The following is a 12,467-nucleotide window of genomic DNA, read 5'->3' as shown; positions in this document are numbered from 1 at the left end:
CACACGAAAAACGTCGGTCCCCGAGACCAACCAGGTCTCGGGGACCGACGTCACGCTAGAGCGGCCCGCAATTCGCCAACAGCGTCCCTCAGGAAGGGTGCAGGCCACCGTCGCGTGCTTGCGTACCCCGGCTACCGCCGGTGGTGTCGGGCTACCAGCGGTACCAGCGGCCGCTGCTGCCCTTGGGACGGGCAACGAAGCCGATCAGCCACAGGACCAGAACCGCGATGGCGACCCACCAAAGGATCTTCAGCGCGAAACCGGCACCGGCGAGAATCAGGATGAGCAGGAGAACAAGAAGCAGGGGAACCATAGTTATCAACCTCCGAAGCACCGCATGCCCGCACGACCGCCGTCCATGCGTGCGATCTTTATGTGTTTCTTAACCGGCGGGGCGGGCAGGAGAATGCGGCTCCGCGAGGGCCGCCGGCGCGCCGTGGTCGTGGCGCGCGTCCGCTGTCCCCCGCGGCTCCTGGCCGGGGCGGCGTCAGACCTGTCCGCGCCACTCGCCGGTGGCGGCGCCGCGGTCCTCGATGAAGTGCTTGAACCGCTGGAGGTCGCCCTTGACCTGACGATCGATGAAGCCGAGCTTGTCGCCGATGTTCTCCGCCAACCCCTCCGGGTCGAAGTCCATCATCAGCGTGACCCGCGTATGGGACGGATCGATCGGCTCGAAGGTGACCAGGCCGGACTGATCGCTCTCCCCTCCCACGGTCACCCAGGCGACCTTGGAGTCGGGGATCTGCTCAGTGATCTCCGCGTCGAACTCCCGCCGCACCCCACCGATCTTCGTCACCCAGTGCGTGAGCGTCGCCGTGCTCTGCTCGATCCGCTCCACCCCGTCCATGAATTGCGGGAACGACTCGAACTGCGTCCACTGGTCATACGCGGTGCGCACCGGAACGCTGACCTCGATCGACTCCTTGACCAGCGACACGACCGGTCTCCTCACTGTTGACGTACAAGCGGGAGCCGGGGGTCTCGGGTCCGGCCGGCTCCCGCAGGGGCATACGATCTCTGCCCCCCCGGCGGGCTTGTCCCCCGCCCGCCGGGTGGTGCCGCCCCGAACGAGCTGACTTACCGGACCAGACAGCCCTCAGCACTCGCGGCGACCACGAGAGGCCCGAGAGCCTCGGCAAGGGCCTCCCGGGCATGGTTCCCCCGCCCGTCGGTGCGGCTCGTCGGCGGCCGAGCCGACCCGCGGTTGACCTACGAGCACATTGCGGAAGTGCGACCTCGGCCCGTACGCATGCCTCTGCCCGGCAATGGCAAGAGGGCCGCCGGGGAACCCCCGAGCGACCCTCTCTGCTGCACAGATCCCACCGATCGGACCGCCGTACGTGCGGTCACGGGCCTTCAGGCCTGTCGGCGGGTGGTGTACAGGTCAGGCGGGGGTGATGTTCTCCGCCTGGGGGCCCTTCTGGCCCTGGGTGACGTCGAACGTCACGGCCTGGCCCTCCTGGAGCTCACGGAAGCCCGAGGCGTTGATCGCCGAGTAGTGGGCGAAGACGTCCGGACCGCCGCCCTCCTGGGCGATGAAGCCGAAGCCCTTTTCCGCGTTGAACCACTTCACGGTTCCCGTAGCCATGTCTCATGCCTTCCAGTCGAGTACGCCTCCCACGACATGTGGAAGGCGGAGGTGATCGCCCTGGTTCCTGCGGCACAGCACAGCAAAAGGCCCACGCCGGAGCGTGGGCAAAGGGAACTTCCGAACCACGACAGCTGACGCTGACGGTACACGCCTGCACACGCTGTCACCACAGGAAACGAGTGCACGTCGTGAATCGTGTGCGGGCAGGTCCGCCGTTGGGGCGACAGGCGCGTCCCGGATCAGACCGCTGCGGTCGGGTTCGATCCTTCGGCAGCGCGGCGGTACTCGGCGTTGATGCGCTGGGCTTCCTCGAGCTGGTCTTCGAGAATGATGATGCGGCAGGCGGCCTCGATGGGGGTGCCCTGGTCGACGAGTTCGCGGGCGCGGGCGGCGATCCGCAGCTGGTAGCGGGAGTAGCGGCGGTGTCCGCCGGCGGAGCGCAGCGGGGTGATGAGGCGGTGTTCGCCGATGGCGCGGAGGAAGCCCTGGGTGGTGCCGAGCATCTCGGCGGCCCGGCCCATCGTGTAGGCGGGGTAGTCGTCGTCATCGAGACGGCCGAACGAGTCGTCAGCTGTCATTGAACCTCTCTGTGGAGTGTGGACGCGTGGAGGGGCCCGGGTGCCGTACTGGCACCCGGGCCCCGAAGGAACTGCTACACCATCTGCCGACCCTGCTACTGCGTCGGCCTTCTGTTTCCGCCCGCCCGGCCTGACTGCTGTCGGGGGTGCGGGGATCGCGGATGCGTGACCGGAGACCACCTCGCTATCGATGTCCTGCGGTACCCGGACTCGCGTGGCGTCCGGGCGATCCTGATGGCGCCTGGTTCCTCCGTTCTTCCCTCTGGATGAATCACTTACCAAACGGGAACTGCGAACTGCTGTACTGCGAACTGCTGTAACGCGGGTACTGCTCTTACTGCTCTTACTGCCCTTACCGCTGTACTGCGAACTTCCTGTACTGCTGGTGTTGCGTACTGCTGGTGGCCTCTTACAGCGCCACTTCGACAGCCAGCCCCGTCGCCCATCCTGATCTGCTCTGGCTTAGAACCCCACTGCCGAACCTCCCGGTGCGCGCGCCCGCAGCCGACGCCTTCACCGAGGTACTGCGTACTGACTTCACTGCTGGTACTGCCAACTGGACTCACTGCGGGTACTGCCACTGCGGTTCTGCCTGCGGCGGCCCCTGATCACTGCGGGCCACCCGGTCCGGTCACCAGTCCCGTCGCCGTCCTGCAACTGCTCTGGCTTCGAAACTCCGTCACCGCACCGTCCTGCGAACTGCAACTACGGGTACTTCCGGTACTGCTGCCCGGCAGTTCGTCTCTGCCGGGCCCTGCGGTCTTTCTGGGTTACGAGAGAAACCATAGCCGGACCACCACCCAATGTCTACTCCGGCCGCCATAGATTTCCATGCGTGCGACGAGGAGGTAATCGACCTCGGTCACGCCGGGCACGGTGAGGCTCCGCAAGGTCGCCTCGCAGCCATGTAACGGGGTACAACCGCACGTTCGGAAGCCGGTGCTACCTCACGCTTCCTGGCGTCGGCGGGGCCCCCGCGGGCTTGGACACCTACGTCCGGCAGGGGCGTGCGGCGGTCAAGGAGGCGGAGCGGGCGGGCTCAGGAGGTACCGGGGCGGCGGAAGGGGTGGCCGGAGGGGGCCTCGGTGAGCCAGGTGCCGTCGCCCAGCGGGACGAGTTCGTACGGGCTCCTGCGCACCTCGGCGGCGAGCTCGCCGCCGACCGTGCCCGTACGGACGTCGACGAGGTGGTGGCGGAACCATTCCTCCCCCGTCTGCGCGTCCTCGCCTCCCAGGGTGACGACGGCCGTGTCCGGGGTGAGGTAGCCGCCGGCCCATTCCACGAAGTCCGCCTCGGGGTCGTGGCCGAAGGCCTCCACGGCGAGCGTGAGGAGCACCTCGCCGGTGGGGTGGCGGTGGAAGGCGACGTCGTTCTGCCCGTGGTCGACGGTCATGAACTGCTCGCCGTCCGGCGCCATGGCGATGAGGCAGCGGTCCACCCACGGGTACGTGGTGAACTCCGGCCCGGCGCCGGCCGGGGCCGCCACGCGGAAGATGACGGTGCCGTCCTGGCCCTCGCCGACGTCGAGGTAGACGCTGCCGTCGGCCGGGTGCACGAGGTGGATGCCGCCGTGACCCGAGGTTTCCAGTTCGTGGCGGGCGAGGACGGTTCCGCTGTCCGCGTCGTAGGCGACCCACTGGTCCGACTGTCCGCGGCCCGCCATGGCGTCCGGGCGGTAGACCCAGACCGTACGGGCGTCCAGGGAGAGCGCACAGCCGGGACGGTGGCCGTAGGGGGTGTCCGAGTGCGGCTCGAAGGGCGCGGTCCACGCGACGGCGCCGTCGGGGTCGAGGCCGACGATCTCGTTCAGGGTGGTGTACACCGCCCTGCGGAGGTCGGGCGAGACCGCCGAGGACACCACGTCGTCACCAAGGCGCGGGCGGAACACGACGGCGGGCGCCAGTTCGCCGAAGCCGGCGCAGGCCAGGTCGTAGGCGTGGATCAGGCAGTCGAGGTGGCGTGTGACGACCTGGGGAGTGCACGGCGGGAGCATCCGGCGAGGCTAGCGGCCGGGTCGGAGTGGAGTGCCGGTGGGGTACGGGGGGTCGGCCGGTGTCACATCCCGTCGACATGCGGCGGGTCATGGCCTGGGCGGTATGCCAGAGCTGCGAACCGATCGCCTTCTGCTCCGCCGGTGGCGGGAATCCGACCTCGGACCGTGGGCGGAGATGAATGCCGACCCCGAAGTCCGCGAGCACCTGGGGGCACCGCTGACCCGGGAGCGGAGCGACGCCTCGGTCGCGGCCATGACGGCCGCGTTCGACGAGCGGGGTTTCGGGTGGTGGGCGATCGAAAGCCGGGAGAACGGTGCGTTCGTCGGCCGCGCGGGCCTGGACGTCGTGGACGCGAGCATGCCGTTCACGGGGGTGGACGTCGGGTGGCGGCTGGCGCGTTCGGCATGGGGGCGCTCCGAGCGTGCCGGAGGGCCGCTGCGCAGTTGTGTGCTGTACCGGATCTCCGGGGCGGTGGCCGTGGGGACAATCGCCCCATGACGCGTGACGACGGCTACCTTCTGGACAATGCGCAGGTCGAAGCCGGTGTGCGCTTCGACGCGCTCGGTGAGCTCTTCGATCCGACGACCTTCCGGCACATCGAACGGCTGGGGATCGCCGCGGGGTGGCGGTGCTGGGAGGTCGGGGCCGGAGGGCCCTCCGTGGCGTCGTGGCTCGCCGGGCGGGTCGGGCCGGCGGGGCGGGTCGTGGCCACCGACATCGATACGTCCTGGGCCGCGCGGACCACGGGTGGCGTCGTCGAGGTGCTGCGGCACGACGTGGGCCGGGACGCGCCGCCGGGGGACGGTTTCGACCTGGTCCACGCACGGTTGGTGCTCGTGCACGTAGCCGACCGGGAGCGGACCCTGCGAGCGATGGTCGGCGCCCTGCGGCCCGGTGGGTGGTTGCTGGTGGAGGATGCCGATCCGGCCTCGCAGCCACTGATCTGCCTCGACGAGTACGGTCCCGAGCAGGTGTTGGCCAACCGGCTGAGGGCCGGCTTCCGCTCGCTGCTGGCCGATCGCGGTGCGGATCTCGCGTACGGGCGCAAGCTCCCCCGGCTGCTCCGGGACGCGGGTCTGGCGGATGTCGCCGCGGACGCGTACTTCCCGGTGACCTCCCCTGCCTGCGACGTGCTGGAAGCGGCGACGGTCAGGCAGGTGCGGGCCCGGCTGGTCGAAGCGGGGCTCGCGACCGACGAGGAGATCGACCGTCACCTGGAGAGCGTCGAGTCCGGCCGCCTCGACCTCACCACCTCCCCGATGGTCTCCGCTTGGGGGCGCCGCGGCTGACCGTCGTACGGATGGCCGGGGAGCAGGAGCAGGTGCGGGAACGGCGCGTCCCGGTCACCGGGCTCGGGGGGAGCGACTACCGCTGATGTCGTTCGCCCCCTTTGGCGCGAGCGGCGTCGGTGGCGAGGGCCGGGTCGACGCGGCGGTGCCCGGCGTGGACCTGGCGGATGACGGCGGCCAGTTCGCGGCCGGAGAGCGTTTTGAGGACGAAGGCCCTGGCTCCGTGGGCGAGGGCCCGCTCGACCTGGCCGGGCCGGCCGTCACCGGTGACGATCATGGTTTTGCAGGTGGGGAGGAGCTGCGCCAGCCGGGCGGCCACCGCCAGCCCGTCCCCGCCCGGCATCCGGAGGTCCAGTACGGCGACGTCCGGCACGTGGGCCAGCGCCAGCTCGATGGCTTGGGGGCCCGTGGCGGCCTCGGCCACGATCTCCAGGTCCCCTTCCAGGGAGAGCAACGCGGTGCAGGCGGCGCGGAACAGGGGGTCGTCGTCGGCCAAGAGGACGCGGATCATCTGGTTCGCGGACGGATTTTGCTCGGCCATGACGTTCATGACCCGATCTTTGAGTCCCTGACCCCGTGTGGGCAGTGCGCGGGCTCACCGGTTCGCATGACGGATGTCATGACCCCGGTGTGGCGGCGCTCTTGCGACCGCCGCCTTCGGCCGGGTGGGGCCCCTGCGCGGGGTGTTCCGGCGTGGCCGGGGCCCAGGACTCGGGTCCTCCCGGAATCTGGAGTGTGCGGCGCCGCGCCCCCTCCCTCGGTACCCCCTCCCCCGACAGGTACTGAACGCCGGTGGATCCCCTTCGGTCCCTGTCCCTTCAGTCACTGCATAAACCTGCAGGTCAGCGGGGTGCTGTCGGTGGTCCAGGGACTGAAGGGACCCAACTTTCCAGTTATGAGCCAGATATGAACTACCAGGCTTCTTATATGCCTGCGCGCATACACGCACGCACGTAAAGAGCGGAAGTAGTGATTCTGAGTCCCTTCAGTCCCTGAGCGGCAAACTGGAGGGTTCTGACCTGCATGTTTGCGGAGGGACTGAAAAGGGAGGGACTGAACGGGGCTCGAAGTGGTTCAGTACCTGTCCCGGGGGGACTCCCGCTCGGCACGCGCTCCTCGCGTCGCGCTTGAGGCCGACTGGAGGGACGCGGCGGGGGTGGGAGGGAGCGCGGCGACACGCCCGGGGTGGCGGCGGATTCGAAGACGGAACTTTTCCGGACGAACCAGGGTAGAACTTCAGGGACTGAGGGACTGAAGGGACTGAACTCTCGATATGGCGATGCCTGCGGCCCGAGGCCCCGTAGTCCCTGCGGTAATCTCCGCGATAGTGAATCTTCAGTCCCTCTGGTCCCTGAGGGGCAGGTCAGCCAGCCTGTACGTCAGGGACCGGACCCGGGGACACGAATAACCGCCCCCGACACCGCGTCAAGGAAGAGCCAGTGCTGGTCCAGTCCGAGAACCCGCGCCCCGGCGCGACCGGAGGGACGGCCCTGGACGTGGCGGCCTGGCTGGCCTCGCGGGGCTATCCGGTGCACCCTCTGGCGCCGGGGGCCAAGACGCCCGCCGCGAACTGCCGTGAGTGCACAGGCCGTCGCCACTCCCCCGAGGCGTGCCCCTGCCATGCGGAAGGCCGTTGGTGCCACGGGTTCCACGCGGCCACCACCGACCTGGACACCCTGCGCGAATGGTGGCGCAGGGAGCCCGAGTTCGGCATCGGCGTGGCCTGTGGCGCCGCCGGACTCGTCGTCATCGACGTGGACGCCCACTCCGGCGAGCTGCCCGACCGGCAACGGCTGCTGCCGGGCATCCCCATCGACGACCGCGTCGACCTGACCGGACTGCAGAGCGGATTCGACACCTTGGCGCTCCTGGCCGCCCACCGGTCCCGGCCCGACCCGTGCGAGGACGCCTCGACGCTGAGGGTCCGTACCCCCTCCGGCGGGATGCACATCTGGTACCGGGCTCCCAAGGGCGGTCCCCGGCTGCGGTGTTCCAGCGGGTCCAGCTCCCGGGTCGCGCTCGCCTGGCAGGTCGACGTACGGGCCGAGGGGGGCTACATCGTGGCGCCGACGACGCGTACGGCCGCCGGTGCCTATGAGGCGCTGCCCGGGGCCCGGTTGCCCGCGCCCCTGCCGCTGTGGCTGACCGCCGAACTCGTCCGTACGGGGCACGCGGACTCTCCCGCCTCCCCCGCGGCCCCTGATGGCCCCTCTGCCGCCGCCGGAACCCCGCAGAGGCTCCCCGTGTCAGGGAAGCGACGGGAGGCCGGGAGGCGGCTGCTGAGTGGCCTTCTGGAGGAGGTCGGTTCCTGCGGGGCCAGTCCCTCGGGAACGGCCTTCAGCGAGAAGCTCAACCGCGCGGCGTTCACCGCGGGCGGCCTCGTCGCGGGCGGCCACCTCGACGCGGCGGAGGGGCGTTCGCTCCTGCTCGAAGCGGCGGACCGGGCGCGGCCCCACCAGTCGCGCCGCAACGTCCTCATCGTCGACTCAGGGCTGCGCGCCGGAAGCGATCGGCCGATCCACCCCAAGGAACGCACATGAGCAGCGCCAGGAGCACGGGGTTCAACGCCCAGGCGGCGGCGGAACAGCTCGCCGCGTTCGCCACCGAGCCGGCGGCGGAGCCGGGCGCGTCCGCCGACCCCGTCGCAGGGGCCGCGGCGCCGCCCGCGGCCACGGCCACCGCCGTGTTCGCCGCCGCGGCGGCGCGCGGCAAGCGCCGGCTGCCCGCCCAGCAGAACGCGGCCCCGGTCCCTACGGGCGGGGGCGCCGGCGACTTCGTCCAGACCGGCCTGCTGCACAACCTCAGCGACCGCGGCAACGCCAAGCTGTTCGCGCACCTGCACCACGACCGGTTCCGGCACGTGGAGGGGCTCGGCTGGTACGTCTGGGACGAGTACCGCTGGAAGCGCACGGGCGGCGAGAAGGCCGCCATCTGGGCCGCGGGCGACATGGCGGAGGAACTGCCCGTCCACGACCCGCGCGGGGTCTTCACCGACCGGGAGCTGGCCCAGCACCGCAAGCGCTCGATGTCCACCTCGGGCGTGAAGGCCATGCTCACCCAGGCGAAGGCCTCCCCCGAACTCGCCCTGGACCCCGACACCCTGGACGGCGACAAGTACGCCCTGTGCACTCCGGCGGGCGTCGTGGACCTTCGTACGGGCGATCTGCACAAGCCGGATCCGACGCGTGACCTGCACTCGCGGGCGACCCACCTCGCGCCCGAGGCGATGCCGACGCCCCGTTTCCACCGCTTCCTCGACGAGACCTTCGGGGACGACGAGAAGGGGCAGGAGATGATCAACTTCCTTCATCTCCTGCTCGGCTACTCCATCACCGGCGACGTCGGCGGGCAGGTCCTGCCCTTCCTCTACGGCGTCGGCGCGAACGGCAAGTCCGCCCTCCTCGACGTCGTCATCAAGATCCTCGGGGACTACGCGGACGTGGCGCCGCCCGGCTTCCTGATGGAGCGGGGCAAGTTCAACGAGCACTCGACGGAACTGACCGAGCTGCACGGCCGGCGCCTGTTCGTGTGCAGCGAGCTCAAGCCGCACGACAAGTTCGACGAGGCCCGCGTCAAACTGCTGACCGGTGGTGACCGGCTCAAGGCCCGGCGGATGCGGCAGGACTTCTTCAGCTTCGAGCCCACCCACAAGCTCTGGCTGCTCGGCAACCACCGTCCCGAGGTGGGCACCGGCGGACATGCGTTCTGGCGCCGCATCCGGCTCATCCCGTTCGAGAAGGTCGTCCCCGACCACCGGAAGATCGACAACCTGGCGGAGACGCTCGTGCAGGAGGAGGGCGCCGGCATCCTCCACTGGATGATCCAGGGGGCCAAGGCCTACCTGGCCGCCAAGCCCGCGCTGACCGGGCCGAGCGTGGTGCGCAGCGCCACGCAGGCGTACGCGACGACCGAGGACCACATCGGGCGCTTCCTCGCCGAGTGCTGCACCACGGGTGGCACCGACCTGCCGGATCCCCGCGACCTGAAGGTCGAGCAGGGAGCCCTGTACCGGGCGTACAGTGCCTGGTGCCTCGACGGCGAGGGGCTGCGGCCGGCGACCACGCGCGCGTTTGCGACGCGCATCCGCGCCGAGGTGGGCGTCGCCTCGCCGAACGAGATGCTCCGTTCGAACGGGCAGAAGTTTTACCCCGGACTGGCTCTCCTGGCCGATGAGGAGCAGACTCCGCGCGAGGCGAACAGGGCAACCACGACGTGATCGGACGATGGGTGATGTCGCCCCGGGGTGGGCACGCCTACGATGGACAAGGACGATGAACAGATCCACCACCCGGCAGCGGCCCACAGGGCCGTGTCGTATACCGGCATCGGCGCCGCCGCCCGCGGCGTGGAGGGACCAGGGGCCCCACCGGGCCCATGTGATCGAGGAGGGACCCAGGCCATGAGCTCGCTACTGACATCAAGCGATCTCGCCCACGAGGACAAAGTGGTGTGGCTGGAGGACCCCGAAGAGCTCGACTACGTGCGCCAAGCCCTGGACAAAACGCCCCGCCGCCGGGGCAAGCCGCGCTACCACCGCGACGGGCGCATGATCGGCTTCACCGAACTCGGCGACACCGCCGAGGCGGACCCGGACAGCGGTCTGCAGAAGCGGCGCGTCTTCTACCTGCTGCCGCACGACCGGGATGCGGAGCCGCACGGTCTGTACCGGGAGGGCGCGCCGGGCGAGGCCGTCGACCCGCGGACGATCGGGCCGCGCCAGGTGGGCAGGAAGACCGAGCGTTCGCAGCGGGGGCTTTCGGCGCCTACGGTCGCCTGACGCGCTCGGGGCTCAGCTCCGAGGGCTTCCGGACTGCTCGTCTCCGTTTCTTTTTCCTGATTCCGTTTTTCGGTCCCTTGAGTCCCTCCGGTCCCTGTTCGGTCCCTGCCCGGGCGCCCGATCTGGGCCGGGACGGGGCGCGGGCGGCGAACTCGGCGGCTTCCGGATCGGTTGAGTGATGCCGGTCCCTTCGGTCCCTGCAGACCCTTCGGGCGGTCGGTCGCGGCGCTCGTGCGGTTCTCAGAAGGCGAAGTCGACGTAGTCGATGTCGGTGAACTCCACGAGCAGGCCGCCGGCGCGGGCGCCGTTGTCCTTGAAGTAGATCTCCTGGAGCCCTTCCGCGGCGATGGCCCGCAGCTGTGCCTCGCCGGCGCCGGCCTCCTGGGCGGCGAAGAGACGGCCCGCGTACTCCGGCGGCAGGTGCTGGGTGATGCGGCGCATCCGGCCGTCGTCGGTGGTGCCGGGGGCGGCGGTGAAGCCGAAGCGGGCGCGGGTCTCGATGACCAGGCCGGTCGTCTGCGCGGCCTTCGTACGGGCGCGCTTGCGCACCAGGGGCTGCCAGCGGCGGCGTACCTCGGACTCCAGGCGGGCGGCCAGGGTCGGCTTGGGCTGCCTGAGCTGGTCCTTGACGTAGCGCTCGACCGTGCGCTGGGAGATGCCGAGCAGGGCGGCCGCTTCACGGGTGGACTTGAGCTGCTTGACGAGGAAGCGCATCCGGGCACCCGCCGACTTGGGGACGGGACGGGTGAAGTGCTGTTCGTCGGCGCGGGTGAGGCTGTCGTCGATCTCGGGCATGTCCGGCTACTCTCCGTCGGCCGCGGCGTCGTGGCCCTTGATGTGGCGGGCGGGGTTGAGTCCCTGGTCGAGCATCTCGACGGCCCACAGGAGGGACTGGGTGCCCTCGTGCTTGACCATGCCGGGGCTGACGCCGAGGCGGAAGCCGCCGGGGAGCGGCTTGCCCTCGGGGGTGCGGGGGAGGAAGTCGAGGGGGCCGGGGCCGTCGGACAGGTACACCGCGCAGTCGGAGAGGACGGCGATGGGGTGGAGGCCGACGGCGGCGAGCCTCAGCATCTTGCGGTGCATGTTGACGCGGGCCGTGGAGATGACGGCGGCGCGGATGTCGGGGCGCCAGGTGGGGCGTTCGAGGGCCGGCCAGGGTTCGCCGGGGCGGTACCCGGCGCCCTGGGGGCGTTCGCGGAGCTTGCCGATGCCGCCCTTGACGGTGGACTTGATCGCGGAGAGCACCGGCTTCAGGACGGGGTCGGGGTGCTCTTGGAGCTCGGCCATCGCGGTCAGGAACTCGGTCTCGGAGAGCCCGGAGGTGACGCCGAGGTCCGCCATGGTGGCGACGTACGCGTCGCGCAGGCGGGTGTACCAGGCGTCGAGGTACGGGCCGTGGTCCGGGCGGAGCCAGGCCTCGGTGGGGTGGACGGGGTGGCCGAGTTCCTGGGCGTAGGCGAGCGTCGGGGTCGCGTACCAGGCCGGGCCGGTGGGCGGGAGGCCGCTCGGGGTGAAGGGGCTGGGCAGGCGCGGGTCGAGTTCGAGGGAGGAGAGGTCCGCGAGCCAGCAGCCGGGCATCTTCGGGTCGAAGCGGGGGGCGGGGGTGTGGACGGCGGGCCCGATGCCGACGAGGAGGCGGTTGGCCGCCGCGGCGAAGGCCATGTTCACGTCGATGCCGACGGCGTGGGTGCGGGTGCACTCGGCGTCGGTGAGGAGCTGGGGGTCGCGGATCCAGTCGTACGCCTCCTCGTCGAGGACCTGGTCCGGGGTGCGCTGGTGCGAGCGGGGGTGGAGGGCGGCGACGACCGGGTGCTCGTCGGGGGCCTCCGGGGGAGCCGGGTCGACGGCGCGGCTGAGGGAGCCGGGGACGGGGGCGGACTCCCACAGGTTGGTCTCGGGGTTGCGCGCGGCCCGGGTGGGCGGGCGCAGGGCCGTCATCAGTTCGAGGCCCGAGACGGCGGTGGAGCCGCGGGGGGTGAGGACGCGGGTGGCGTACGTGGTCAGCAGCGCGGCGAGTTCCGGGGCGGGGAGCTCGGCGGTGTGCTCACCCCACGCGCGGGCGTCGAGGGCGCCCCAGGGGAGGACCGCGAGCTGGACGCACTGGCGGCCGGTGGTGGGGGAGGCCGGGCGGTAGATGCGGGGCCAGGGGCCGAAGCCGCGGCGGGTGAGCTGCCACTTGGCCTTGGCGAGGAGCTTGAGGGTGGGGTGGTCGTCGGGGAGGCGGAGGGTGCGGCGGTC

General features: G+C 70.7%; 11 protein-coding genes and 2 pseudogenes. 5 read left to right on the top strand and 8 right to left on the bottom strand.

What is annotated here, in order from left to right:
* Positions 1 to 151: 151 nt before the first annotated feature.
* The 5 genes from ACS04_RS33085 to ACS04_RS33065 form a co-directional block, all read right to left on the bottom strand.
* Entirely contained in the window at positions 152 to 313 is a 162-nt protein-coding gene (locus ACS04_RS33085; RefSeq protein WP_048480567.1) for a hypothetical protein, read from the bottom strand.
* 174 nt (positions 314 to 487) lie between these two features.
* On the bottom strand, positions 488 to 937 hold the full coding sequence (locus ACS04_RS33080) for an SRPBCC family protein (RefSeq protein ID WP_048480566.1): 450 nt from the start codon (positions 935 to 937) through the stop codon (positions 488 to 490).
* A gap of 447 nt (positions 938 to 1,384) precedes the next feature.
* Positions 1,385 to 1,588, bottom strand: coding sequence for a cold-shock protein (locus ACS04_RS33075; protein ID WP_048480565.1), 204 nt, complete (start codon positions 1,586 to 1,588; stop codon positions 1,385 to 1,387).
* Positions 1,589 to 1,830: 242 nt separating this feature from the next.
* Complete coding sequence (locus ACS04_RS33070; RefSeq protein WP_048480564.1) at positions 1,831 to 2,169, bottom strand: MerR family transcriptional regulator; 339 nt, start codon at positions 2,167 to 2,169, stop codon at positions 1,831 to 1,833.
* Between the two features lie 1,039 nt (positions 2,170 to 3,208).
* Complete coding sequence (locus tag ACS04_RS33065) at positions 3,209 to 4,162, bottom strand: hypothetical protein (RefSeq protein WP_048480563.1); 954 nt, start codon at positions 4,160 to 4,162, stop codon at positions 3,209 to 3,211.
* Positions 4,163 to 4,265: 103 nt separating this feature from the next.
* Between ACS04_RS33065 and ACS04_RS33060 the strand changes: the two are divergent.
* Both ACS04_RS33060 and ACS04_RS33055 read left to right on the top strand, forming a co-directional pair.
* Positions 4,266 to 4,577 (top strand): annotated as a pseudogene (locus tag ACS04_RS33060) (GNAT family N-acetyltransferase); the annotation flags it as partial.
* A gap of 80 nt (positions 4,578 to 4,657) precedes the next feature.
* The gene (locus ACS04_RS33055) at positions 4,658 to 5,452 is read left to right on the top strand and encodes a methyltransferase domain-containing protein (RefSeq protein WP_048480562.1); all 795 of its coding nucleotides are present in this window, start codon (positions 4,658 to 4,660) and stop codon (positions 5,450 to 5,452) included.
* Between the two features lie 103 nt (positions 5,453 to 5,555).
* On the opposite strand, the pseudogene ACS04_RS33050 reads toward ACS04_RS33055, so the two are convergent.
* Positions 5,556 to 5,963: pseudogene (locus tag ACS04_RS33050) on the bottom strand (response regulator); the annotation flags it as partial.
* A gap of 928 nt (positions 5,964 to 6,891) precedes the next feature.
* Between ACS04_RS33050 and ACS04_RS33045 the strand changes: the two are divergent.
* From ACS04_RS33045 to ACS04_RS33035, 3 genes are all read left to right on the top strand, one after another.
* A complete protein-coding gene (locus tag ACS04_RS33045; RefSeq protein WP_245236678.1) occupies positions 6,892 to 7,992 on the top strand; it encodes a bifunctional DNA primase/polymerase in 1,101 nt (366 codons plus the stop codon).
* On the top strand, positions 7,989 to 9,668 hold the full coding sequence (locus ACS04_RS33040; RefSeq protein ID WP_048480561.1) for a DNA primase family protein: 1,680 nt from the start codon (positions 7,989 to 7,991) through the stop codon (positions 9,666 to 9,668). Before ACS04_RS33045 ends, ACS04_RS33040 begins: the two co-directional genes overlap by 4 nt.
* 183 nt (positions 9,669 to 9,851) lie before the next feature.
* A complete protein-coding gene (locus ACS04_RS33035) occupies positions 9,852 to 10,229 on the top strand; it encodes a DUF6009 family protein (RefSeq protein ID WP_030872546.1) in 378 nt (125 codons plus the stop codon).
* 240 nt (positions 10,230 to 10,469) lie between these two features.
* On the opposite strand, the gene tpg is transcribed toward ACS04_RS33035, so the two are convergent.
* Entirely contained in the window at positions 10,470 to 11,024 is a 555-nt protein-coding gene (tpg, locus tag ACS04_RS33030; RefSeq protein ID WP_048480560.1) for a telomere-protecting terminal protein Tpg, read from the bottom strand.
* Positions 11,025 to 11,030: 6 nt separating this feature from the next.
* A partial coding sequence (tap, locus tag ACS04_RS33025; RefSeq protein WP_048480559.1) for a telomere-associated protein Tap occupies positions 11,031 to 12,467 on the bottom strand: 1,437 nt, incomplete at its 5' end.

Source organism: Streptomyces roseus, from assembly GCF_001044425.1.
Classification (GTDB): Bacteria; Actinomycetota; Actinomycetes; order Streptomycetales; family Streptomycetaceae; genus Streptomyces; species Streptomyces roseus.
This window is presented reverse-complemented; position numbering and strand designations above follow the sequence as displayed.

Coding starts and splice junctions, on each gene's coding strand:
- ACS04_RS33085 (WP_048480567.1), bottom strand. CDS start 313: ATGGTTCCCCTGCTTCTTGTTCTCCTGCTCATCCTGATTCTCGCCGGT.
- ACS04_RS33070 (WP_048480564.1), bottom strand. CDS start 2,169: ATGACAGCTGACGACTCGTTCGGCCGTCTCGATGACGACGACTACCCC.
- tpg (WP_048480560.1), bottom strand. CDS start 11,024: ATGCCCGAGATCGACGACAGCCTCACCCGCGCCGACGAACAGCACTTC.
- ACS04_RS33075 (WP_048480565.1), bottom strand. CDS start 1,588: ATGGCTACGGGAACCGTGAAGTGGTTCAACGCGGAAAAGGGCTTCGGC.
- ACS04_RS33040 (WP_048480561.1), top strand. CDS start 7,989: ATGAGCAGCGCCAGGAGCACGGGGTTCAACGCCCAGGCGGCGGCGGAA.
- ACS04_RS33035 (WP_030872546.1), top strand. CDS start 9,852: ATGAGCTCGCTACTGACATCAAGCGATCTCGCCCACGAGGACAAAGTG.
- ACS04_RS33065 (WP_048480563.1), bottom strand. CDS start 4,162: ATGCTCCCGCCGTGCACTCCCCAGGTCGTCACACGCCACCTCGACTGC.
- ACS04_RS33055 (WP_048480562.1), top strand. CDS start 4,658: ATGACGCGTGACGACGGCTACCTTCTGGACAATGCGCAGGTCGAAGCC.